This window comes from Synechococcus sp. HIMB2401 (assembly GCF_042883245.1).
In the GTDB taxonomy this organism is placed as follows: domain Bacteria; phylum Cyanobacteriota; class Cyanobacteriia; order PCC-6307; family Cyanobiaceae; genus Parasynechococcus.
The window spans coordinates 262816-286035 of the sequence record NZ_JBDJKK010000001.1; the positions used below are offsets into that span (position 1 = coordinate 262816).

Genomic DNA, 23220 nt, shown 5'->3' on the forward strand with positions numbered 1-23220 from the left:
CCTGGGATCAAAAGCCGTCAGAAATGGCTCACCTGAACGGTGACCTCGGGCTGGAGCAGGGCCAACTTCTCCACCACCTGAATCAACTCGATCTGCTCGCTCGGCGTGCCCTGCCGGATCAAGTTGTTGAGCAGCACAAGTTTGTCCACGGGATCCAGTTCTCCGTCGGCGGTCCAGGCCAGGGCTCGGAAACAAAGGCCGTCGAATGTCATCTCTCTCCTTCGTCAGGGTCTTCTGACAATGGAGTGGATGGCTCGGTTGCGGGCGAGTCTTCGCAATTGCTTCTTTTTTTTGTGTTGATTCGTGCGACTGCCCTGTAACGTCATCGGGTTCAAGCTTGAGCACTGGCCCTTTCCGAGCTTTCGGAACCAGCTCAAGCGACTGAGCACGTTCAACGGTTCCACGGTCCATGACCATCTACATCGGCAATCTTTCGTTCCAGGCGGAGCAGGAGCACCTCTTCGATCTCTTCAGTGAGTACGGCGAGGTCAAGAACTGCAGCCTGCCCCTGGATCGTGAGACCGGCCGCAAACGCGGTTTCGCCTTCGTTGAAATGGTCAACGATGCCGATGAGCAGAAAGCCATTGACGATCTTCAGGACGTGGAGTGGATGGGCCGCATGATCCGCGTCAGCAAGGCCACCCCTCGGGAGCGCTCCGGCGGCCCCCGTGGTGGTGGTGGCGGTTACCGCGGCTGAGGCTCAGGCCTCGGCCTCCATCAGGTCCAATTCCATTTCACGCCGGCTCAATCGACGCAGCACCTCAGCGCTGCTGTCGGTTGGGCCTTCCTGATGCTCACGGGCGTCCTGGAACTGGGGCAAGACAGCCCGCAGTCCGCGGCGTTTCTGCTGTGCCAGGTAGCGGTGAAAGCGGTTGAACGACCTTGATCGGCTCATTGCACCTCCTCCGATTGTGATTCCGTTGTAGTGCGTCTTCAGAGGGAGAAAACCCTGTTGGAACGAACCCTCAGCAAAGCTTCAACAAACCGCTCTCCCTTGATGCGGTTGTTGCGCCATCTGGCGCCGCAGCGCCGCCTGGTGGTTGCAGCGGTGATCTGCTCCCTGTTCAACAAGCTGTTCGATCTGGCCCCGCCGATCTTGATCGGCTTGGCCGTGGATGTGGTGTTGCTTAAAGAGCAATCCGTGCTGGCGGGTTTTGGTCTGAGGACCGCCGGCCAGCAACTGTGGGGTCTGGCCCTGCTCACCTTTGTGATCTGGGCGGCGGAGTCGCTGTTCGAATACCTCTACGAGGTGCTCTGGCGCAACCTGGCGCAAACCACTCAGCACAGCCTCAGGCTCGAGGCCTACGACCATCTGCAGAAGCTGGAGCTGGCCTTTTTCGAGCAGGACAGCACCGGTCGCCTGATGGCGGTGCTCAATGACGACATCAACCAGCTCGAACGGTTTCTGGATCGGGGTGCCAACCAGATCCTGCAGTTGATCACCACCGTGCTGGTGGTGGGCATCGGCATGGCGATGGTGGCGCCGGAGGTGGCCCTGTTCGCCTACCTGCCGATCCCGGTGATTCTCTGGGGATCGCTGCATTTCCAGCGCCAGCTGGCGCCGCGCTATCGGGAGGTGCGGGCCCGGGCGGGCGACCTCGCCTCCCGGCTCGCCAACAACCTGGGGGGGATGCTCACGATCAAGAGCTTCACCGCTGAGGCTCTGGAACTGGAGCGCCTGCGGGCGGAAAGCCTGGCTTACCGCCTGAGCAATGCCCGGGCGATTCGTCTCTCAGCGGCCTTCATCCCCTTGATTCGCTTCGCGATCCTGTTCGCCTTTCTGGCGATTTTGTTGATCGGTGGTTTCAAGGCCCTGGCCGGGGAACTGCCGGTGGCCACCTACAGCGTTCTGGTGTTCATCACCCAGCGGCTGCTCTGGCCGTTAACCGCCATTGGCCGCACCCTAGATGAGTACCAGCGCTCGATGGCCTCCACGCAACGGGTGCTCGATCTGATCGATACGCCGGTGTTGATCCAGGGAGGGACGGTGCCGGTGGACCCGCAGCGGCTGCAGGGTGAGATTCGCTTTGAAGCTGTTGATTTCGCCTACGCCGGCCGATCAACGCTGCTGCAGGGCTTCGATCTCACCGTGCCAGCGGGATCGACCCTCGGCATCGTCGGGGCGACGGGGTCTGGCAAGAGCACCGTGGTGAAGCTGCTGCTGCGCCTTTATGAGCGTGATGGCGGACGCATCTGCCTGGATGGAGTCCCCATCGACACCCTGCAGCTGCAGGACCTGCGCCGCTGCATCGCCCTGGTAAGTCAGGACGTCTACCTCTTTCACGGCACCGTGGCCGAGAACATCGCCTATGGCGTTGCAGATCCCGATCCGGTGGCGATTGAGCAGGCCGCTCGCCTGGCTGAAGCCGCTGGCTTCATCGACGCCTTGCCCCAGGGTTACAACACCCTTGTTGGGGAGCGGGGGCAGCGCCTCTCCGGCGGACAGCGTCAGCGCATCGCTTTGGCCCGCGCCATCCTCAAGGATGCGCCTGTGCTGGTGCTCGATGAAGCCACCGCTGCGGTGGACAACGACACCGAAGCCGCCATCCAGCGCTCCTTGGCGCAGATTACCCAGCAGCGCACCACAGTGGTGATCGCCCACCGGCTCAGCACGGTGCGCCATGCCGATTGGATTGTGGTGATGGATCAGGGACGGATTGTGGAGCAGGGCAGCCACGACAGCCTTGTGGACCAGGGCGGGATCTACACCAACCTCTGGCAGGTCCAGGCCGGCGAAGGGCTTATCGCTTCCTGAAGCAGCTGTTGTTGCCGGCAGATCCCGCGACCATGCTGGGTCCGCAAGCCGGCGGTGCAGCCATGGCCATGCAGGCCTCGATCAGCCACGTCCTGCATCACCCCCTCGGGGTGTTCTCGATGTTGGTGGCGATCAGTGCGGCGGTGCCGCCGTTGATCCGGCGGCTGGGTCTGCCCGACCTGGTGGGGTTGCTGGCGGCTGGTGTGGTGGTGGGCCCCCATGCCTTGAACTGGGTTGACAGCAGCAGCGAAACGGTGCGGCTGCTCTCCGATCTCGGGGCGGTGTATCTGCTGTTCACCATGGGGCTGGAGATCGACCTGGAGGAGTTCAACCGGGTCAAACGCCGCTCGTTCATCTATGGCCTGCTGATCCTGTTGATCGGTGTGGGCACGGGCGTGTCGATCGGCCTGATGGCGGGCTTCGCCTCGGTGTCGTGCCTGTTGCTCGGCGCCCTGATGGCCACCCACACCCCCTTGGGTTACCCGATCGTGCGCAGTTACGGCGCCCAGAAGGATGAGTCGGTGGTGGTGAGCGTGGGCAGCACGATCTTCACCGACATCGTGGCTCTTCTGCTGCTGGCGGTGGGGTTGGGGCTGGGCCAGGGCAGCCTCAGCGGGCTGGGCCTGGGCCTGCTGCTGCTCAAGATCTGTGGCTTCGCTCTGGTGGTGGTGATCGGCATCCGCTGGCTGGGCCGGCGCCTGGTGCTGCGCGGCATCAGCGATGAAAACCGGATGGTGCTTGCTGTTCTGGTGGCCCTGTTCCTGGCCTCCCTGGGGGCTGAGCTGGCCGGCGTTGAGAAGATCGTCGGCGCCTTCCTGGCTGGTTTGGCGGTGAATTCCGTGTTGCCCGAGGGCCGGGTGAAGGAGCAGGTGATCTTTGTGGGTGGCGTGCTGTTCATCCCGATCTTCTTCATCGATCTGGGATTGCTGCTGGATCTGGGCAGCCTTGGCGAGAGCCTGGGCAACTTTCAGTTCACCGCGCTGATGCTGGTGGGCGCCATCGGCGGCAAGGGTCTGGCGTCGTGGATCAGCGGACGGCTGTTCGGTTATCGCCGCGCCCAGATCCTGATGATGTGGTCGCTGACGATGCCCAAGGTGGCCGCGACACTGGCCACGGCCTTCATCGGCTACCAGGCGGGCCTGCTCAATCAGACCGTGCTGAACAGCGTGCTGGCGGTGATGGTGGTGACCGCCACCCTGGGGCCGATCCTCACTGAGCAGTCGGTGACCCGGCTCAAGGATCCCAGCCCCGATGCGGTGCCGGTCAGCTTCGGTGAGGAAGCGGCGGTGCTGGACGGCGTTAACGAGGTGGTGCAGCGCCCCCTGCGCATCGTGGTGCCGGTGGCCAACCCCAGCACCGAGAAGGGGTTGCTGAGCATGGCTGCTCGGCTGGTGCAGGGCTCATCGGGGGCTGAAGGTGTGCTGTTGCCCCTGGCGATGGTGAATCCCAGCCTCGAGGAGATGCGCGGTGGCTTGAACCGGGCCGTTGCGGCAGCGCGCGGACGCCTTAGCACGGCGGAGAGCATCGGCGCCCAGTTGGCTGTGCCCACCCGCAGCCTGCTGCGGCTGGATGAAGACATCGCCGGCGGCATGAGCCGCGCAGCCCTGGAGCAGGCCGCGGATCTGTTGCTGATCGGTGCCGCCCGCAGCGATCAACTCCGGGCCTGGCTGATGGGCGACATCGTTGATGGGGTCTGCCGCACGGCCCACTGTCCGGTGGTGGTGGTGAATCTGGGCCGTGAGACCGATAGCGGTCTGGGCCGGATCCTCGTGCCGATCAAAGACCTCTCCGCCAGTGCCCGCGAGCAGTTCGAACTTGCGCTGCGGGTGATCAACTCAGCCCCGGAGGATCAGCGCGTGCGGATCACCCTGCTGCATGTGCACGACCCCCGCTTCAGTGGCCAAGACCGTCATTGGATGGAACAGCAGCTGATCCGCTGGCGCCCGCCGGGGATTCCGGAGGAGCGGTTCCACATCGTGATCGTGCGGGGGCCCGGCATCGACGGGGCCATTCATCGCCTCAGTCGCGAACACGATCTGGTGATCCTGCGCACCCAGCGCAGGCGGGTTGCCGGTCTGCCGATTCCCGGAAGTGATCGCACCAGCAAATTGATCCGTCAGCTCCCCTGCGCCTCGATGGTTATCAGCGATCCGTTGGTTTAAGGGAGGCCTGCGCCCCTCTACCCGAGATGGGACGAGCGCGCCAAGATGCTCTACAGCACGTGTTCCATGCCACAAGCCCCCCCTGCTAAGGCGTCATCTGAGGCCATCAATTGGCCGGTGGTTGCTGCTGTGGTGGCGGGTCTCAGCGGTGGCCTGATTCTTTCGGTTCCGCTGAGCCGGTTGATCACGGCGCCATCCAGCACGGCAGATCAACCCTTCGCGCTGCCTCAGCCTCAGCCTCAGCCCGCACCGCTGGCCAACCCGTTTGCCGGTTGGACAGGCTTCGGGGCCAGGGAGGTGGTGGTGCTGGGCCGGGACCGCACCAGTAGCAACACCGATGTGATCTTCACGGTGCGGGTGGATGGCACCACCACATCGATCACCCAGATCCCCCGCGACAGCTACATCGATGCCGAGGGCTTCGGCGGCATCAAGCTCAATGCGCTGATGGCCTACGGCGGTGTGGAGGCGGTGGAGCGGGAGTTGTCGCGCCTGATGAACCGCCCAATCCGTCATCACATCGTGGTGCGCCTGGATGCGATCGAAACCCTGGCCAACCTGGTGGGGGGCATCGAAGTGGATGTTCCCAAGCGCCTGTACTACGTCGATCGCAGTCAGAACCTGTTGATCGACCTGCAACCAGGACCTCAGCTGTTGAAGGGCAAGGATCTGGAGGGCTTTCTTCGTTGGCGCAACGACGGCCGCGGTGATTTCGGCCGTCTGGAACGGCAGCAGCTGGCTCTGAAGGGGCTGTTTGAACAGATGAAACAACCGCAGAATCTGATCCGCCTGCCGGCCTTGATCACTGCGGCGGGGCAGGCGTTGGAAACGGATCTGGGGCCAATGGAACTGGGCGGGTTGGTCACCGCCATGGGTACCACCGAACTGAAGGCCTCCAGCCTGAGGGCGGTTCCGTTCGATGCCGACGGCATCAGCTATCTGGATACGGAGTGGCCGGCGCACTCGAGCACTGGCGCCGATTCAGGTGACCCCAACGGCCGGCGTTTTCGCTTTCTGTTCTGATCAAATCAGCAGGGTCAGTGAGCGCACCACTCGGCCGCAGAGGTCACCCACCTTGCCCCAGCGGTCTTCATTGACGCTTGTGGCCAGGGTGTAGAGCCGGCCGCGGTCCACCACGACGGTCGCCAACTCGTGGCGGTCGCGGTCTTCCAAGTGCACGGCGTATTCAAGGTCGTAGAAGGTGTGGCCATTCACTTCACGCTCCTGCGCTTCCACCAGCTCGGCGGTGCGGCCGCTGCCGGCGGTGGCGATCACTTCACGACGCAGGCGCTCGCCAACGGCAATGGCGCTGCCCAGTTCACTCAGCTCGTTGTCTTCGTTCACCTTGTTGATCATCAGGCTCACGGTTTCATCGCTGTGGATGAGGTCGTGAAACACCACCCGGGGTCCGTTGCTCACCTGCACCTCGGTCCAGCCGGTGGGATAGAGGAAGGCGAAACGACCATCCGGGCTCTGGTACGACTGCAGCCCTGCCGTTGGTCCCGCCGCGCAGGCCCCCAGCACCAGAGCCAGAACGCCGCAAACGATCACGCGACTCAGAGACTGGAGGAGCTGCATCAGCGGGGCGATTAATCCACGGGCCATTCTGCCGTTGTGGCCTGATGGTCGTGGCCCCTGTTGCGGCAGATGATCTCCGCAACTCCTACATTTCCCGCATCGGCGGCAGACCCCTGAGCGGCTTCACCAAACCGTTGGCTCGACTGATTGATCAGTTCGAGCGTCTGCCCGGCATCGGCCCGCGCACGGCCCAGCGGCTCGCGTTGCATTTGCTGAACCAACCGCAGGAGCAGATTCATCAGTTCGCTGACGCTTTGCTGGCGGCCCGCACCCAGGTGGGCCAGTGCCAGACCTGTTTCCACCTCTCCGCCGATCCCGAATGTGAGATCTGCCGCAACCCCGAGCGCCGCAATGGCGTGATCTGTGTGGTGGCGGATTCCCGCGATCTGTTGGCGCTGGAGCGCACCCGCGAATTCCAGGGGCGTTACCACGTGCTCGGTGGTCTGATCTCACCCATGGATGGCATTGGTCCGGAGCTGCTGCACGTCACCGAATTGGTGCAGCGCATCACCAATGAGGAGATCAGTGAAGTGATTCTGGCCCTCACCCCCAGCGTGGAAGGGGACACCACCAGCTTGTATCTGGGGCGGTTGCTTAAGCCCTTCTGCTCAGTGAGCCGAATCGCCTACGGCCTGCCGATGGGCAGTGAACTGGAATACGCCGATGAGGTCACCCTGAGCAGGGCTCTTGAAGGCCGCCGGCCGGTATGAGCAAGTACAGCGCCATCCCCCCTGCCGAGCGACTGCCGGACTGGCTGCGGCGGCCGATCGGCAACGCCTCGGAGTTGGAGCGGGTGCAGGGGCTGGTGAAGCAGAACCGGCTCCACACCATCTGTGAAGAGGGGCGCTGCCCCAACCGCGGCGAGTGCTACGCCGCCGGAACGGCGACGTTTCTCTTGGGTGGCTCGATCTGCACCCGCAGCTGTGCCTTCTGCCAGGTGGACAAGGGCCAGGCCCCGATGCCGGTGGATGCCGCCGAAGCCGAGCGGGTGGCCGATGCCGTTGAGGCGATGCAGCTGCGTTATGTGGTGCTCACGGCGGTGGCCCGCGATGATCTCGCCGATCACGGCGCCAGCCTGTTCACCAGCACCATGGCGGCGATCCGAGCCCGCAATCCGCTGATCGCCCTTGAAGTGCTCACCCCCGATTTCTGGGGGGGCGTGTCGAATCACGATCAGGCGTTGGTGGCTCAACGGGAGCGATTGGCCACGGTGCTGGCGGCCCAGCCGGTGTGCTTCAACCACAACCTGGAAACGGTGCAGCGGTTGCAGGGGGAGGTGCGCCGCGGTGCCACCTATGAACGATCCCTGGGTCTATTGGCGGCCGCCCGTGAGCTGGCGCCGGACATCCCCACCAAGAGTGGCCTGATGCTCGGCTTGGGGGAAAGCCGCGACGAGGTGATCGCCACCCTCAAGGATCTCCGCAGCGTGGATTGCCAACGGATCACCCTGGGGCAGTACCTGCGCCCCTCGCTTGTGCACATTCCGGTGGCCCGCTATTGGACGCCCCAGGAGTTCGATGAGCTGGGGGATGTGGCCCGCGAGCTGGGCTTTGCCCAGGTGCGCAGTGGTCCGCTGGTGCGTAGCAGTTATCACGCCGCCGACTGACGCCAGCCCCGCAGGCTGCGCTCCAGCACGGTGGCCACATCACCACTCATCAGGGCCCCGGCGCCGCCCCAGACCATGCGCAGGGGCAGATCCCAGAGCGCCGCTTCCACATCGCGGGATTTGCTGAAGCCGCGTTGGCGGAAGTAACGCACCAGCCGGCGGTGCTGCTGCTCATCGTCGCGGATGGCCAGCAATCGGGCCCGGGAGCAGGGGGTGGCCTCCTGGGCCCAGGCCATGGTGGCCGCCCAGATCAGATCGCCCACGCCGGCAGGCGCCTTTGGCATCACCCGCATCGTGTCGAGCTGCAGGCCTGTGGCGGCGGAATAAGCCCATCCCTTCATTTCCCCCAGCAGCAGCAGGTTGCCGCTGGAGCCTTGCTGGGCCACCACCAGCCGCAGGCTCCACAGCCCCAGGGGGCGGCCCACCTGCAACCTCAGCAGCAGTCCCCGATCACGGGCTTCGGCTTCCAGTTGCTCAAGCATCGATTGGGATCTGGCCACGGTCATGGTCGTCCGGTCATGCTGCTGCGGGCATGGTGCCGACCGAGCGCACTGCCTTCAAAGGCAGCGGCCCGTAGAGATGGGGGAACAGTTCGCCGGTGGGGATGGCATCGGCCCGCAGGGGAGCGTTCACGGCGGCGGGATCAATCTCCAGCAGCTGCACCTCGCCGGCGTCGGCGTAGAACCGCTCAAAGGTGGCCTGCACCTGCTCTTGCCAGGAGCAGTGGATGAAGCCCACCTGCTCCAAGCTCATTCCCCGGGTGGAGATGCGGTAGCTGCCGTTGACCTGGGCGGCCTGCCAGTCGGCCTTGAGGGCCAGGTGAAACAGGGCTTGATCCTTGGGAACTGCCACGGCATCGGCGGGGAAGTGGTGTTGTTGCCCCCCGGCATTCCAGGGGTCGGCCCGCTGCATCAGCCGCTCAAAGCGGGGATCCTCGAGGAAGTGCTGGAGCCAGTGGCGAAGAGCTTCCAGGCTGTTGTCGTTGTCGAATCCCTCGGGATCGGCGATCCGCCACTGCCGCACGAACGGCCAGAGGGCGGCATCCGCCAGCGAGCAGCGCTCGCCCAGCAGCCAGCCCTGATCAGCGATCCTCTGGTTCCAGTCCTGAAGGATGGCCAGCCCGGCGGCGCGCTGCTTGTCTTTGTTGGTGCCGTGGTAGCGGTCGGTGTACTTGAACCGGTCGAGATGATGTTTGAAAGCACCGTCGTTCTGCTCGATCAGCGCTGAGGCATCGCCGGCGCTGCGCAGCTCGCGAGGGTCTGCTTGATCCAGGGCCCAGTGCATCACCGCCAGGCTTTCTTCGATCACGCTGCCGTCCGGCAACACCAACACGGGTACGGTGCCCTTGGGGGAGACCGCCAACATCTCCGCCGGTTTGGCCTTCAGTGCGATCTCCCGCCACTGAACCAACACCCCTGCTTCCAGCAGAGCCCAGCGGGCGCGCATGGCGTAGGGGCAGCGTCGAAAGCTGTAGAGGATCGGCAGCACGGCATCGGGGTGGTCCCTGGCAAGGATTGTCCGATGCGGACTGACTGCTCAGGCCCGCCGCTGGTCGATGTTGTGTTGGTCGATCTGACGTTGATCAATCTGGCGTTGCCGCATGGCGAAGCGTTCCCGGTCGGCATCGCTGAAGCGATCCACGCAGTGCACGCACTGCACCCCTTTGATGTAGCTCGGCAGTTCGCGTTGCTGGGCTGACACCGGCAGGCCGCAGGCGTGGCAAAGGCTGTGCTCTCCAGGTTCCAGCCGGTGGTTCAACGCCACCCGTTGATCAAAAACAAAGCACTCCCCTTGCCAGCGGCTCTCGGCTTCCGGCACCTGCTCGAGGTACTTGAGGATGCCGCCCCGCAGGTGGTGCACCTCCCCGAAACCCTGTTGCTGCAGGTAGCTGCTGGCTTTTTCGCAGCGGATCCCGCCGGTGCAGAACATGGCGATGCGCTTGCTGCCCTTCTCTTCGATCAGGGGCCGCAGCGTGGACTCTGCCCATTGCGGAAAGTCGCGGAAGCTCTCGGTGCTGGGGTCGATGGCCCCTTCGAACGTGCCGATCGCCGTTTCATAGCTGTTGCGGGTGTCGATCACCAGGGTGTCGGGATCATCCACCAGGGCATTCCAGTGTTCGGGTTCTACGTAGGTGCCCACGCTGGTGCTGGGATCCACGCTGGCCACGCCGATGGTCACGATCTCCTTTTTGCGGCGGGCCTTGAAGCGTCGGAACACCGGTTTTTCGGCCCAGCTGCGCTTCACCTCGAGCCGCGCGTAGTGGTCGTCGCCCAGATCTAACGAGGCGCGCAGGTGATCCAGCAGCGCATCAACGCCGTGCTCGGGTCCGCTGATCGTGCCGTTCACCCCTTCATGGGCCACCAACACAGATCCGAGCACGCTGCCTTCGCGAGCCAGGCTCGGCAAGCTGCTTAGCAATGCCTCCCGACGCTCGTTATCCAGGGGCGTGAAGGCATAGAACGCTGCCACCAGGAGTCTGCTGTCCTTGGCCAGCACAGGCTCCAGGTTGCTTGGATCCACGCTCTTACCGGTTCAACAGTCCTCCAGCCTGCATCAGGCCGGAGCGTGCCACCGCGTTGTTGCTCCTCAGGCTTTCCTGCTGATCCGCACCGAAGCCGGCTTCAGGGGACAGGCCAGGGCATGGAAGGGCTTGTGCCCTCCTTCAAAGATCAGGCTTCCCATCGGTTGAGCGTTGGCGCTGTCGATCTTCATGGCTGAGCCACAGACCAGCACGGTGTAGCTCAACCGGGATGCCACCCACAATGAGTGTTTTGTGCAGTGTTTCCGGTTGGTGACAGTCGGGATGGCAGATGGTCAGCTCAGCGATCGTCGGGCCGTTCCTCGATCCCTCCTCCAGTTGATGTGGAACTACCCAGCAATCCCTCAGTTGATGGTGGTGTTGTCAACCTCTCCTGATCAGCGGGGCGAGCAGCTGGCCGGAGCCGCCGCGCCCTCATGCCAGTTGGCGGTCACCCCCGCATCGGCGAGCAGTTGGCGGTCGGCCTCCACGTCTGGGTTGCCGGTGGTGAGCAGAACATCGCCGTAGAAGATCGAATCGGCTCCCGCCTGGAGGCAGAGGATCTGCGCTTCCCGGCTCATCGATTCACGGCCGGCGCTCAACCGCACCCGGGCATGGGGCATCAGGATCCTTGCCGTCGCCACCATCCGAACCAGCTCCAGCGGTTCGAAGGGAGCCTGCTCTTCCAAGGGGGTGCCTTCCACCGCCACCAGACCGTTCACCGGAACGCTTTCGGGATGGGGGTTCATGCTGGCCAGCACCTGCAGCATGGAGGCGCGGTCCCGCAGGGTTTCACCCATGCCGATGATGCCGCCGCAGCAGAGAGTGACGCCGGCCTTGCGCACCCGTTGCAGGGTTTCCAGCCGTTCCTGATAGGTGCGGGTGGAGATGATCCGGTCGTAGTGCTCGGGGCTGGTGTCGAGGTTGTGGTTGTAGGCCGTGAGGCCGGCTTCGGCCAAACGTTCCGCCTGCTGGTCGGTGAGCATCCCCGCGGTCACGCAGGCTTCCATCCCCATGCCGCGCACCCCTCGCACCATCTCGAGCATCGCCTCAAAGGGAGCGCCATCGCGGATCTCCCGCCAGGCCCAGCCCATGCAGAAGCGATCAGCTCCGGCTTCCTTGGCGGCCCGGGCCCGCTGAAGCACCGGCTCCACCTGCATCTGGGCTTCAAAGGCCGTCACGTCACTGCTGTTGTGGATCGACTGAGAGCAGTAGGCACAGTCTTCTTCGCAGCCCCCCGTTTTCACGCTCAGCAGCGAGGCCAGCTGCACCCGGTAGCCCGGGTTGGCTTCCCGATGCACGGTTTGGGCCTGCCAGAGCAGCTCCATCAAGGGAAGTTCCAGCAGGGTCTGGATCTCCTCGGTGGTCCAGTCGTGGCGGATGCTGAGGGTCATGGGCGGATCGGATCAAGACCGCCGAAGCGGCGGTGGCGACGTTGGAAATCGAGCAGGGCGGCTTTCAGTGCATCGGCATTGAAGTCAGGCCAGAGCACATCGGTGACGTGAATCTCGGCGTAGGCCAGTTGCCAGAGCAGGAAATTGCTGATCCGGTGTTCGCCGCTGGTGCGGATCAACAGATCGGGATCCTGTTCGCCAGCAGTGAACAGTTCGGCGGCGATGCTGTTCTCGTCGATGCTGTCGGGGTCCAGCTCCCCGGCAGCAGCGCGTTGGGCCAGACGCTGAGCGGCTTGCACCAGCTCCCGTCGGCCGCCGTAGTTGGTGCACACGTTGAAGTGAATGCCGTTGTTGCCCGCCGTCCGGGCCGTTGCATCGGCAATCAGCTCCTGCAGTTTCTGGGGCAGGGCCTTCAGATCGCCGAGAAAGCGAATCCGCACCTGTTCGGCCTCGAGGGCCTGCAGTTCGGCCTGCAACACCCGTTCAAACAGGGTCATCAGGAAGTTCACTTCCTCCCCTGGGCGCGACCAGTTCTCCGTGGAGAAGGCGTAGGCCGTGAGGGCTTGGATCCCCCAGTCGCTGCACAGTCGCAGGGTGGCTTTCAGCGCTTCAACCCCAGCCCGATGCCCCATCACGCGGGGCAAACCGCGGGATTTCGCCCAGCGACCATTGCCATCCATGATCAGGGCCACGTGCTGCGGTAGCCGACCCGGGTCGAGGTCCGCAGGCAGAAGCGAACGATCGGCCGTGTCAGTGCTGGTGGCCGGAGGGCGGCTCAAGACAGCGATTCGGACGGAGCGCTACCCACCGTACGCCGTGCTGGCGGCATCGATTCGGCGGTGCTGAACAGCTCCCTGAGCAGTTCCTGGAGGCGTGAACTGGTGATCGGTCGTTCCAGCTTGCCCTGGTTCGCCAGAGACAGCGTGCCTGTTTCTTCCGACACAACGATGCAGATGCAGCGATCGAAGCGTTCCGTGATCCCGAGGGCCGCCAGATGGCGGGTGCCGAAACGGCTCACGCTGTCCCTCGACAGGGGAAGAATCACTCCCGCCGATTCGATGCGATTGCCCCGCACCAGCACGGCACCGTCGTGGAGGGGGGTGTCGGCGGCGAACAGGTTGAGCATCAGCTCGCGACTCAGCACCGCACCAATGGGGATGCCGGGATTGAGAAAGTCCTCAGGCCTCAGGTCGCTGCCCAGGTCCACCACAATCAGGGCCCCACGCCGCAACTGCGACAGCCGGCCTGCTGCCTCGGTGATCTGGCTGACGGTGCCTGCCGAAGCGCTGAACTCTTTCTGGGGATTGCCCAGCAACACGGCCAGACGGCCAGTGCCCAGTAGTTCCATTAGACGCCGCAGCTCCCCTTGCCAAAGGATGGCCAGGGAGAGCGAACAGGCCATGACGAGCGCGTCCACCAGCTTTGTGGTGAGGGGCAGGTTGGCGAAGCGCTGGACGAACCAGGCCATCGCCACCAAAAACAACCAACCCCGGAGCAGCCAGAGGGTGCGCTGCTCGTTGACGCGGGAAAAAAGCAGAAAGCCGATGGAAGAGGCAAAGAGAACGTCGAGCACAAGGCGCGGATCCACCACCGCCAACACGTTCACTCCGCCCTTCTCATCACTGCTGTCAACGTAACGCGTTGAATCGTTCTGGCAAAACGTCGTAGCGCAGCAGGTCATCCGGCTGCTCCCGCTTATGCACCAGTTCAGCTGCCCCGTCGTGCACCAGAACGGCAGCGGGCCTCGGGATCCGGTTGTAGTTCGAACTCATCGAGGCGTTGTAGGCACCGGTGGCAAACACGGTGACGATGTCACCGCTCTCGGTGGTGGGCAGGGGCAGGTCCTTCAGCAGCACATCGCCGGATTCGCAGTGCTTGCCCACCAGGTTCACGCATTCGTCTGGCTTGGCCAGGGGGCGATCGGCCAGGCAGCAGGTATAGAGCGACTGGTAGGTGATCGGGCGAGGGTTGTCGCTCATGCCACCGTCGATGGCCACGTAGGTGCGCACGTTCGGGATCGTCTTGCGCGAGCCCACCGAGTACAGGGTCACGCCGGCGGTCGCCACCAGGGAGCGGCCCGGTTCGCACATCAACCGCGGCAGCTCGAGGCCCCGTTCCTGGCAAGCGGTGGTGACGGCTTCGGCCACCACCTGGATCCACTGCTCAATGCTCGGGGGGTCGTCCGACTCCACGTAGCGGATGCCCAGGCCGCCGCCCACGTTGAGGTCGCTCACGGGATGGCCCAGGTCACGGGCCAGTTTCAGCTTGTCGGCCATCACCGCCGCCAGATCCCGGTGGGGCTCGAGTTCAAAAATCTGGGATCCGATGTGGGCGTGCAGCCCGGTGAGTTGGGCCCAGGGCTGTCCCACCAGGCTGCGTAGCACGGGTTCCACCTGGTCGGGATCGAAGCCGAACTTGCTGTCCAGGTGACCGGTGCGGATGTATTCGTGCGTGTGGCACTCGATGCCTGGGGTGAAGCGCAGCATCAGGCTCGCCGGTTCGGCTCCAGCGGGCACCAGTTCGGCGAGGCGATCGAGATCGTGCTGGTTGTCCACAACGATCGTCACCTTGTTGGCGTACGCGAGCAGCAGCTCCTCGTCGGATTTGTTGTTGCCGTGCAGCACCATCCGCTCTCCGGGCATTCCCCCACGCAGTGCGGTCAGCAGTTCACCGGCTGACACCGCATCCAGACCCAGCCCCTCGGAGGCCGCCAGGCTGCTCATCACCAGAGAGCTGTTGGCCTTGGAGGCGTAGATCGGCAGGGATGGCCCGGCGTAATGCTTGTCCAGGGCCTGGCGGTAGGCCCTGCACGTGGCCCGAACGGTGGCTTCATCCAGCACATACAACGGTGTGCCGTAACGCTCGGCCAGATCGCTGAGACGACACCCGCCCACAACAAGACGGTCGGTGTCGTCGAGTTCTGTGGTGATCGGGGTCAGGTTGCGATTGGGGCTCTCCGCATCCCGGTTGGCCTCGAAGGGCCGTTGACTGGTGATGGTTTGGGTCACGGAGTGGCGGCGTCGAAGGGCAATCTAGGAATCGACCCTGCAGGGGGCGGACCGACTGCGCAGATCCTGCGCCTTGACCCGTCCTGGCAGCAAGCCTGTCAGGTACTGGATCAACGGGCTCTCAACGGCCTCTGGACCGCAGAGCAATGGCGGCGTGAGCTGGACGACCCCCGGCGCCTCTGCATCGGTCTTGTGCAGCCCGAAGCCCTATTGGGGGTGGCCTGCGGCTGGATGGTGGCCGATGAACTTCACATCACGGCGGTGGCTGTGGATCCCGACAGGCGTCGCAGCGGCCATGGAGGTGTGCTTTTGAAAGCACTGTTGCAACGGGCACGACAGCACGGTGCCGTGCACGCCACCCTCGAGGTGGCCAGCGACAACGTTGCCGCTCTGGCGCTTTACGCCAAAGCCGGTTTCCGCACCGCAGGCACCCGTTCCGGGTACTACTCCGATGGTCGCGACGCCCTCATTCAGTGGTGTCGCATCCCGTCAGCGCCGTCGCCCACGTCGGCGGCTTGAAGTTGTTCGGTTTCCCGTCCCTGGGAGACAAAAAAAGCGGTGAATCTTGTGGGATTCATTGTTATTTTTTGTGCGCTTCAGGCCAGTCTCAGACTGGAAAGTGACCGAACAAACCGAACACTCGCAGCAGTCCCTCAACCCTGATAGCTTGGTCACATCACTGCATTGGCCCAGCGATGTTTGAACGCTTCACCGAGAAGGCCATCAAGGTGATCATGCTGGCCCAGGAAGAGGCCCGCAGACTTGGTCACAACTTCGTTGGTACCGAACAGATCCTCCTCGGCCTGATCGGCGAGGGAACGGGGGTTGCCGCCAAGGTGCTCAAGTCCATGGGGGTCAACCTCAAGGATGCCCGGGTTGAAGTTGAAAAAATCATCGGCCGTGGATCCGGCTTTGTCGCTGTTGAGATCCCCTTCACTCCTCGTGCCAAGCGCGTCCTTGAGCTGTCTCTCGAAGAGGCCCGTCAGCTCGGCCACAACTACATCGGCACAGAGCACCTGCTGCTCGGCCTGATCCGTGAGGGCGAAGGTGTTGCTGCCCGTGTGCTGGAGAACCTTGGCGTCGATCTGGCCAAGGTGCGCACCCAGGTGATTCGCATGTTGGGTGAAACCGCTGAAGTCTCCGCCGGCGGCGGTGGCGGCGGTGCCAAGGGATCCACCAAAACCCCCACCCTCGACGAGTTCGGCAACAACCTCACCCAGCTCGCCACCGAGGCCAAGCTTGATCCGGTGGTGGGGCGTCACAACGAAATTGATCGCGTCATCCAGATCCTGGGTCGTCGCACCAAGAACAATCCCGTTCTGATCGGCGAGCCCGGTGTCGGTAAGACCGCCATTGCTGAGGGCCTGGCCCAGCGCATTCAGCAGGGGGACATTCCCGACATCCTTGAAGACAAGCGCGTCCTGACTCTGGATATCGGTCTGCTGGTGGCCGGCACCAAGTACCGAGGTGAGTTCGAAGAGCGCCTCAAGAAGATCATGGAGGAGATCAAGGCGGCCGGAAACGTGATCCTCGTGATCGACGAGGTGCACACCCTGATCGGTGCAGGCGCTGCTGAGGGGGCGATCGACGCCGCCAACATCCTCAAGCCGGCCCTCGCCCGCGGTGAGCTGCAGTGCATCGGTGCCACCACCCTCGACGAGTACCGCAAACACATCGAACGGGACGCCGCCCTGGAGCGCCGTTTCCAGCCGGTGAATGTGGGTGAGCCGTCCATTGACGACACCATCGAAATCCTTCGTGGCCTGCGCGAGCGTTACGAGCAGCACCACCGCCTCAAGATCACCGACGACGCCCTTGTGGCAGCCGCAACTCTCGGCGATCGCTACATCTCGGATCGCTTCCTGCCCGACAAGGCCATCGACCTGATCGATGAAGCCGGTTCCCGCGTGCGTCTGCTCAATTCGAAGCTGCCCCCCGCGGCCAAGGAGGTGGACAAGGAACTGCGTTCCGTCCAGAAGGAAAAGGAAGATGCCGTTCGCGATCAGGACTTCACCAAGGCCGGTGAACTGCGTGAGAAGGAAGTGGAACTGCGGGAGCAGATCCGTTCACTGCTTCAGGCCAACAAGGACGAGGTCAAGGCTGACGCAACCTCTGAATCCGGTGAAACAGCTGCAACTGAAGTGCCTGCTTCAGACAGCTCACCGATGGTGAACGAGGAGGACATCGCCCAGATCGTCGCCTCCTGGACCGGTGTTCCGGTGCAGAAGCTCACCGAAAGCGAGTCGGTCAAGCTGCTCAACATGGAGGAAACCCTCCACAAGCGCCTGATCGGTCAGGACGAAGCCGTCAAGGCGGTGTCCAAGGCCATCCGCCGTGCTCGGGTCGGTCTGAAGAACCCCAACCGCCCGATCGCCAGCTTCATTTTCTCCGGCCCCACCGGTGTGGGTAAAACCGAGCTCACCAAAGCTCTGGCCACCTACTTCTTCGGCAGCGAAGAGGCGATGATCCGCCTCGACATGTCGGAATTCATGGAGCGCCACACGGTCAGCAAGCTGATCGGCTCGCCTCCGGGCTACGTGGGCTTCAACGAAGGCGGTCAGCTCACCGAGGCGGTGCGTCGCCGGCCTTACACCGTGGTGCTCTTCGACGAAATCGAAAAGGCGCACCCCGATGTGTTCAACCTGCTGCTGCAGCTTCTGGAAGACGGCCGTCTGACCGATTCCAAGGGCCGCACGGTCGATTTCAAGAACACCCTGATCATCATGACCTCGAACATCGGTTCGAAGGTGATCGAGAAGGGTGGCGGCGGCCTCGGCTTCGAGTTCTCCGGTGAAAGCGCTGAGGAGTCTCAGTACACCCGGATCCGTTCCCTGGTGAATGAGGAGCTCAAGCAGTACTTCCGGCCTGAATTCCTCAACCGTCTCGACGAAATCATTGTCTTCCGCCAGCTCAACCGCGACGAGGTCAAGGAGATCGCCGAGATCATGCTCAAGGAGGTCTTTGGCCGCATGGGCGAGAAGGGCATCACCCTGACCGTGTCCGACGCCTTCAAGGAGCGCCTGGTGGAGGAGGGCTACAACCCTGCCTATGGCGCACGTCCGCTGCGCCGGGCCGTCATGCGCCTTCTCGAGGATTCCCTCGCCGAAGAGGTGCTGTCGGGTCGGATCAAGGACGGCGACCACGCCGAAGTTGATGTCGATGAGAACAAGAAGGTGGTGGTCCGTCACAAAGGTCAGGTGGACACGGCACCGCAACTCGCCGGTGCCAGCGTCTGATGGTTCGATCCATCTCGTCCCACTCCATTGCCCCCTCCAGCGTCTTGCGGGGGGATGGAGCCTGGGATGAGGCCTTGCCTCAGATCAAATCTCTCTGTTCACGTCCGCTGGTGCTTGGTCGTAGTGCCTCCACTGCCGATCAGCGACAGCGTTTGGTGTCGGATCTCTTGGCCCATGGGCTCCAACCTCTTCAGGCTCAGCTTCAGTTCGACTGCTGTGAGCAGGATCTCCAGAGGGTGGCTGCTGAAGCCCATGGCTGTGACGCCGTTCTGGCTGCCGGGGGCGGAAAAGTGCTGGACGCCGGCAAGTTGCTGGCCCATCGCCTTTCCCTGCCCTGTATCACTGTTCCACTGAGCGCCTCCACCTGTGCCGGCTGGACGGCTCTCTCCAACATCTATTCCCCTCAGGGTGCTTTCGAAGGGGATGTGGCCCTTGATCGCTGTCCTGATCTTCTTGTCTTCGATCACGGCCTGGTGCGTCTGGCCCCACCCCGCACGCTGGCCAGCGGTGTCGCTGATGCCCTTGCCAAGTGGTACGAAGCCTCGGTGAGCAGCGGCGACAGCAGCGATGGCCTGGTGCAGCAGGCCGTGCAGATGGCACGGGTGCTGCGGGATCAATTGCTGATCGACAGCCTTACGGCGCTGAAGGATCCAGACAGTGAAGCCTGGGTGCGCACCGCCGAAGCCTGTGCTCTCACTGCTGGCGTGATGGGGGGACTGGGCGGTGCCCGTTGCCGCACTGTTGCGGCCCATGCCGTTCACAACGGCCTCACCCAGCTGGAGGCTTGTCACCACGTTCTGCATGGCGAGAAGGTGGGCTTCGGAATTCTTGTGCAGCTTCGCCTGGAGGAACGTCTGGGCGGCAACCGGCTTGCAGGCCAGGCACACCGCCAGCTGTTGCCGTTGCTGCGGCAGCTTGGTTTGCCCGTCAGCCTTGATGATCTGGGTCTGGCGCAGGCCAGCCTCAGTGAGTTGCAGGAGGTGTGCCGCTTCGCCTGCCGCGAGGGTTCCGATCTGCATCATTTGCCTTTCGCTGTGACGCCTGGTGCTTTGCTGGAGGCCCTTGTGGGCGCTGCCGAACTCAGCCCCAGCAGCCTTTGAAGACGCTTCTGGATCAATTGCGGCCGGCTCTGCTTGACCCGCAGGCCGAGTGCCTGGCCGCTGAGGTGCAGTGGTGGACGTTGCCAGGTCTGGGTGTGGATGATCCGTTCCCGGTGGCTGTGCTCGGCCAGGGCGCACCGTTGTTGCTGCTGCATGGTTTCGACAGCAGTTTTCTCGAATACCGGCGCCTGGCTCCCCTCCTGGCCGATCGCTTTCAGCTGTTCATCCCCGACCTGTTCGGTTTTGGTTTTTCGCCGCGTCCCCGGGGCCTGACCTACGGGCCAGAGGCTGTGTTGCGGCATCTCGATGCCCTGCTGGAGCGGCTTCCCACGGACGCTCCCCTGAGCCTGATCGGGGCCTCCATGGGAGGGTCCGTAGCCGTGGAGCTGGCCCGGCGTCATCCCGAGCGTGTGGCTTCTCTGCTGCTGCTGGCTCCTGCCGGTCTCACGGGGCGTCCGATGCCCGTTCCGCCCCTGTTGGATCGTTTTGGTGCCTGGTTCCTGGGTCGTCCCGGCGTTCGGCGGGGGCTGTGTCGCCAGGCTTTCGCTGATCCCGATGCGGATGTGGGTGCTCCGGAAGAGCAAATCGCCTCGTTGCACCTGCAATGCCCCGGCTGGGCAGAGGCCTTGGCGGCCTTCGCCCGCAGCGGTGGTTTTGCCGGATGTGGGGTTCCACTCCCCTCTCAATCACTGCACGTGATCTGGGGTGACAACGATCGGATTCTGCGTGCACCGCAGAAGCAGGCGCTTCAGGCCTTGTTGGATCAGCCGGTGGAGACCTTCCCCTCCTGCGGCCATCTCCCCCATATCGATCAGCCCCGCAAGGTGGCTGAGCGGTGTCAGGCGCTGTTGACCCATGGCTGATCCCGTTCTCAATGTGCTGGCAGGGGCCCTGCGCCTGTGGATTCGCAGCCAATGCGACAGCATCGGCAGCCTCGAACTGGCCCTGAACGGCTCCAGCTGGTCATTGCTGCGGGGGCGTCTGGATGGTGTGACCCTCACGGCGAGGGATGCCTGTTTCCAGGGGCTGCCCTTGCAGCATGTTGAGTTGCGCAGCGGTTCGATTGCGGTGGACATGAAGCTGCTCAGTCCCGGTCAGATGCTGGCCCTGAAGCAGCCGTTCCAGGTGGCGGGCGAGGTGAGCTTCAACGGCCGTCAGCTCAACAGCGCGTTGCTGGCCGAACCCTGGCGCTGGCTCGGGGACTGGATGGCTGAACAGTTGATGGGGCTCAGCCCGTTGGGGGCGCTGCGCATTGACGTGGATCTGCTCGAGTTGCAGGTACCCGTCGCGGCCCATCAAGACCCTGTTCGCCGTCGCTTCCGCCTCAATGCGGAGCAGGGAACGTTGTGCTTCCGGCCGGAGACCGCCGATGAACCGCGCACCTTGCTGCCGATGGACCCCGCCATTCGAATCGAGCAGGTGCAGCTGGCGGGGGGCCAGCTGGCCCTCAAAGGTCAGGCCAGCGTCACCCCATAGCGCTGCTTATGGGGCCAACAGCGGTTGGCATAAAGCGATCGCGTAAAAGACCACCGCTGGGGTGAACAGATAGCTGTCGATCCGGTCCAGGATCCCGCCATGGCCGGGCAGCACGTCACCGGAGTCCTTCACGCCTGCATCGCGTTTCATCATCGATTCCGTCAGGTCTCCCACCAGGGCGAACAGAGCGATCAGCGCCCCCAGCAGCAGGCCCGGCAGGCCTTGCAGCGCCCAGCCCATCAGCTGGCCGCAGATCAGGCCGATCAGCATGGCCGAGATGAATCCCCCGATCGCCCCCTCGATGGTTTTCCCTGGGGAGATCGGTGAGAGGGGCCGTCGCCCGTAACGCCGTCCCACGGCCCAGGAGCCGATGTCGGTGGCCACGATCATCAGGCAGGCCGACAGCGTGATCTCCAGACCGTTGTCCAAACCGCGCAGACTCAGCCAGTGGCTGGGCAAAAAACCCAGGTAGAACAGCCCGAAGATCGATGCCGCAATGTCGGCGATGGAACCCGTCACCGGTTGCAGCAGCAGCCAACCGCAGATGGCGGCTCCAGAGAGCGGCAGAACAGCGTGAGCCACATCAGCCGGCAGCCCGCCCTGGATCGCCCACTGGGTGGTGAACAGCAGCAGTTGGCAGGCCACCAGGGTGGTTTTGGTGGCGGGGCGAATTCCCTTGAATTGCGCCATCCGGAAGAACTCCAGCAGGCCAAGGTGCACCATTCCCCCAAGCGCGGCGGTGAACCACCAGCCCCCCAGGCTCACGACAAGCAGGCCAAAGCCCCCCACACCGAGGCCACTGATCAACCGCTTGCGCAGGGCTGCTCGGGCCGCTGGTGCTTGGCTCTGATCGAGGACAACCTCACGGATCACGCTGATTGGAGGCGTCCTGGATTCACACTATCAATCGCTGTTGGCCGTGATCTCGAGGCTTGAGGCCACCTTTGCTGTCCCAGCTCAGCCCCCACTCACCACAGTCAGCGCGTCTGGGATCTGGTCTCCCCAGAACAGTTGCTGGCGTTCGAGCCAGCTTTGTCGCTGGCGATCCAGCCGTTCGCCGGGAATCAGCAGGGGGATGCCCGGTGGGTAAGGGCACAGCAATTCAGCCGCGATGCACCCCTCCGCATCCTTCAACGCCACCTGTTGATGCTCCGCCGTCCAGGCCTGGGTCGGTGACTGGGCTGGGGAGGTGACCAGCGGAAGCGGTGGGGCTTCGAAGGCTGGCAAGGGAGGGCGATCGGGGAAGCTCCGCAGCAGGTTCTGCCAGTGGTGTCGCATCTGCCGTCCCAGCCCTCGATGGCGTGCCAGCCCCAGGCAGAGGGTGAGGCTGGCTGGCTCCGGTAATTCGCCCACCAAACCGCGGGGCAGGAACCAATCGTCGGCATCCAGGCCGGTGATGCCAGCCTGCCCCGTGTGCAGGATCAGGCGCAGCGGATCCTGGTTGCTCAGCAGAGGCACGCTGCTGTGGCGCAGGCCATTGGCGAGCGCTTCAGCCTCCTGCAGCCGCCGCAGCAACTGACGGCGCCCCTTGGGCCGCTGCCAGTGTTGAAGGGCTTCTTCGCAGGAGGCCAGCAGCAGCGCACTGGGGCTGGTGGTTTGCAGCAGGCCCAGGCTGCGTTCCACGCGCACGGGATCCAGACGCTCCCCCTGCATCCAGAGCACCGCTGTTTGCGCCAGTGCTGCAGCCGACTTCTGCAGGGAATGCACCACCAGATCAGCGCCGCAGTGCAGGGCGCTGGGGGGGAGGGGATGGTCCACCCCAGCGGCGAAATGACAGCCGTGGGCTTCATCCACCAGCACGCAACAGCCCTGTTGCTGCAGCCGCTGGATCACCGCCGTTGGGTCATTGGCATAGCCCTGGTAGGTGGGATGCACCAGAACCGCAGCACGGATGGGGGCTCCATCGCGGGGTAGGGCCTGAAGCACCCGTTCGATCCAGGCCGAATCCGCCGGTGCCGGCTGGCCCCGGTCGCTTTGAAAGGGGAGATCGAACAGCACAGGCCGGAGGTCCCCAAGAACGCAGGCCTGAATCAGGCTGCGATGCACGTTGCGGGGCAGCAGCACTCGCTCTCCGGGCCGGACAATGGCCAGCAGTGCGGCCTGCAGCAACCCCGTGGCCCCGTTCACCCCATACCAGCAGCGCGCCACCCCCATCGCTGCCGCAGCGGAGCGTTGGCTCTCTGCGATGGCGCCGTCCGCCTCGAGCGGACCGCCAAGGGCTGGCAGTTCCGGCAGGTCCCAGACGCCGGCGCGGCGTCGCAGCAATTGACGCAGTCCATCCGGAAGGGCAGCCCCCCGTCCGTGGGCCGGCAGAAACAGGGGCTGAGCGAGGCGACGGGTGAGCTGGGGCAGAAGCGCCATCAAATCCCCCTGATCTCCTTAAAGTC

General features: G+C 64.0%; 24 protein-coding genes. 11 read left to right on the top strand and 13 right to left on the bottom strand.

Going from position 1 to position 23220, the window contains the following annotated elements:
• Positions 1 to 17 precede the first annotated feature (17 nt).
• Positions 18 to 212 carry a hypothetical protein gene (locus AAXE93_RS01640; RefSeq protein ID WP_390127563.1) on the bottom strand — a complete coding sequence of 65 codons (195 nt, stop codon included), beginning with the start codon at positions 210 to 212 and terminating at the stop codon, positions 18 to 20.
• A 197-nt stretch (positions 213 to 409) separates the two neighbouring features.
• Between AAXE93_RS01640 and AAXE93_RS01645 the strand changes: the two genes are divergently transcribed.
• Positions 410 to 697, top strand: coding sequence for an RNA-binding protein (locus tag AAXE93_RS01645; protein WP_011364605.1), 288 nt, complete (start codon positions 410 to 412; stop codon positions 695 to 697).
• 3 nt (positions 698 to 700) lie between these two features.
• Here AAXE93_RS01645 and AAXE93_RS01650 read toward each other — a convergent pair whose 3' ends face one another.
• Positions 701 to 895 (bottom strand): hypothetical protein, encoded by a 195-nt coding sequence (locus AAXE93_RS01650; RefSeq protein ID WP_250396528.1) that lies wholly within the window; start codon positions 893 to 895, stop codon positions 701 to 703.
• Positions 896 to 997: 102 nt separating this feature from the next.
• Here AAXE93_RS01650 and AAXE93_RS01655 point away from each other — a divergent pair, with 102 nt between their 5' ends.
• The 3 genes from AAXE93_RS01655 to AAXE93_RS01665 all read left to right on the top strand — a co-directional run bounded on the left by AAXE93_RS01655 (position 998) and on the right by AAXE93_RS01665 (position 5940).
• Positions 998 to 2755: an ABC transporter ATP-binding protein gene (locus tag AAXE93_RS01655; RefSeq protein WP_390127566.1), complete on the top strand. Its 1758-nt coding sequence runs from the start codon at positions 998 to 1000 to the stop codon at positions 2753 to 2755.
• A 62-nt stretch (positions 2756 to 2817) separates the two neighbouring features.
• Positions 2818 to 4917 (top strand): cation:proton antiporter, encoded by a 2100-nt coding sequence (locus AAXE93_RS01660; protein ID WP_390128637.1) that lies wholly within the window; start codon positions 2818 to 2820, stop codon positions 4915 to 4917.
• Between the two features lie 66 nt (positions 4918 to 4983).
• Complete coding sequence (locus AAXE93_RS01665; RefSeq protein WP_390127568.1) at positions 4984 to 5940, top strand: LCP family protein; 957 nt, start codon at positions 4984 to 4986, stop codon at positions 5938 to 5940.
• On the opposite strand, the gene psbP is transcribed toward AAXE93_RS01665, so the two are convergent.
• Complete coding sequence (gene psbP / locus AAXE93_RS01670; RefSeq protein ID WP_390127570.1) at positions 5941 to 6495, bottom strand: photosystem II reaction center PsbP; 555 nt, start codon at positions 6493 to 6495, stop codon at positions 5941 to 5943.
• A gap of 134 nt (positions 6496 to 6629) precedes the next feature.
• Here psbP and recR point away from each other — a divergent pair, with 134 nt between their 5' ends.
• Together recR and lipA are read left to right on the top strand one after the other, a co-directional pair.
• Entirely contained in the window at positions 6630 to 7205 is a 576-nt protein-coding gene (recR, locus tag AAXE93_RS01675; RefSeq protein WP_025362207.1) for a recombination mediator RecR, read from the top strand.
• On the top strand, positions 7202 to 8101 hold the full coding sequence (gene lipA / locus AAXE93_RS01680) for a lipoyl synthase (protein ID WP_390127572.1): 900 nt from the start codon (positions 7202 to 7204) through the stop codon (positions 8099 to 8101). Before recR ends, lipA begins: the two co-directional genes overlap by 4 nt.
• Here the strand turns inward: lipA and AAXE93_RS01685 are convergent.
• From AAXE93_RS01685 to lysA, 8 genes are all read right to left on the bottom strand, one after another.
• Positions 8086 to 8583, bottom strand: coding sequence for a hypothetical protein (locus tag AAXE93_RS01685; RefSeq protein ID WP_115010232.1), 498 nt, complete (start codon positions 8581 to 8583; stop codon positions 8086 to 8088). The genes lipA and AAXE93_RS01685 overlap by 16 nt on opposite strands.
• Before the next feature lie 34 nt (positions 8584 to 8617).
• The gene (locus AAXE93_RS01690) at positions 8618 to 9589 is read right to left on the bottom strand and encodes a DUF952 domain-containing protein (protein ID WP_390127574.1); all 972 of its coding nucleotides are present in this window, start codon (positions 9587 to 9589) and stop codon (positions 8618 to 8620) included.
• 48 nt (positions 9590 to 9637) lie between these two features.
• A complete protein-coding gene (locus tag AAXE93_RS01695; protein ID WP_390127576.1) occupies positions 9638 to 10621 on the bottom strand; it encodes a rhodanese-related sulfurtransferase in 984 nt (327 codons plus the stop codon).
• Between the two features lie 66 nt (positions 10622 to 10687).
• On the bottom strand, positions 10688 to 10858 hold the full coding sequence (locus tag AAXE93_RS01700) for a hypothetical protein (protein ID WP_170950638.1): 171 nt from the start codon (positions 10856 to 10858) through the stop codon (positions 10688 to 10690).
• A 159-nt stretch (positions 10859 to 11017) separates the two neighbouring features.
• On the bottom strand, positions 11018 to 12013 hold the full coding sequence (gene bioB, locus AAXE93_RS01705) for a biotin synthase BioB (protein WP_390127579.1): 996 nt from the start codon (positions 12011 to 12013) through the stop codon (positions 11018 to 11020).
• Positions 12010 to 12792: an isoprenyl transferase gene (locus tag AAXE93_RS01710; RefSeq protein WP_390127581.1), complete on the bottom strand. Its 783-nt coding sequence runs from the start codon at positions 12790 to 12792 to the stop codon at positions 12010 to 12012. Before AAXE93_RS01710 ends, bioB begins: the two co-directional genes overlap by 4 nt.
• Positions 12789 to 13619: a diadenylate cyclase CdaA gene (gene cdaA / locus AAXE93_RS01715; RefSeq protein ID WP_115131972.1), complete on the bottom strand. Its 831-nt coding sequence runs from the start codon at positions 13617 to 13619 to the stop codon at positions 12789 to 12791. The genes AAXE93_RS01710 and cdaA overlap by 4 nt, the downstream gene beginning before the upstream one ends.
• Before the next feature lie 22 nt (positions 13620 to 13641).
• Entirely contained in the window at positions 13642 to 15021 is a 1380-nt protein-coding gene (gene lysA / locus AAXE93_RS01720; protein WP_390127583.1) for a diaminopimelate decarboxylase, read from the bottom strand.
• A gap of 3 nt (positions 15022 to 15024) precedes the next feature.
• On the opposite strand from lysA, the gene rimI reads away from it, so the two are divergent.
• From rimI to AAXE93_RS01745, 5 genes are all read left to right on the top strand, one after another.
• Positions 15025 to 15540: a ribosomal protein S18-alanine N-acetyltransferase gene (rimI, locus tag AAXE93_RS01725; protein WP_390127585.1), complete on the top strand. Its 516-nt coding sequence runs from the start codon at positions 15025 to 15027 to the stop codon at positions 15538 to 15540.
• Positions 15541 to 15716: 176 nt separating this feature from the next.
• Positions 15717 to 18257, top strand: a complete 2541-nt coding sequence (locus AAXE93_RS01730) for an ATP-dependent Clp protease ATP-binding subunit (protein ID WP_390127587.1) — start codon at positions 15717 to 15719, stop codon at positions 18255 to 18257.
• Positions 18257 to 19357 carry an iron-containing alcohol dehydrogenase family protein gene (locus AAXE93_RS01735; protein ID WP_390127589.1) on the top strand — a complete coding sequence of 367 codons (1101 nt, stop codon included), beginning with the start codon at positions 18257 to 18259 and terminating at the stop codon, positions 19355 to 19357. The genes AAXE93_RS01730 and AAXE93_RS01735 overlap by 1 nt, the downstream gene beginning before the upstream one ends.
• The gene (locus AAXE93_RS01740) at positions 19354 to 20220 is read left to right on the top strand and encodes an alpha/beta fold hydrolase (protein ID WP_390127591.1); all 867 of its coding nucleotides are present in this window, start codon (positions 19354 to 19356) and stop codon (positions 20218 to 20220) included. Before AAXE93_RS01735 ends, AAXE93_RS01740 begins: the two co-directional genes overlap by 4 nt.
• Entirely contained in the window at positions 20213 to 20833 is a 621-nt protein-coding gene (locus tag AAXE93_RS01745; protein ID WP_186513069.1) for a DUF2993 domain-containing protein, read from the top strand. Before AAXE93_RS01740 ends, AAXE93_RS01745 begins: the two co-directional genes overlap by 8 nt.
• Positions 20834 to 20839: 6 nt before the next feature.
• Here AAXE93_RS01745 and AAXE93_RS01750 read toward each other — a convergent pair whose 3' ends face one another.
• On the bottom strand, positions 20840 to 21706 hold the full coding sequence (locus AAXE93_RS01750; protein WP_390127594.1) for a phosphatidate cytidylyltransferase: 867 nt from the start codon (positions 21704 to 21706) through the stop codon (positions 20840 to 20842).
• Between the two features lie 84 nt (positions 21707 to 21790).
• Positions 21791 to 23194: an aminotransferase class I/II-fold pyridoxal phosphate-dependent enzyme gene (locus AAXE93_RS01755; RefSeq protein ID WP_390127596.1), complete on the bottom strand. Its 1404-nt coding sequence runs from the start codon at positions 23192 to 23194 to the stop codon at positions 21791 to 21793.
• Positions 23195 to 23220: the final 26 nt, after the last annotated feature.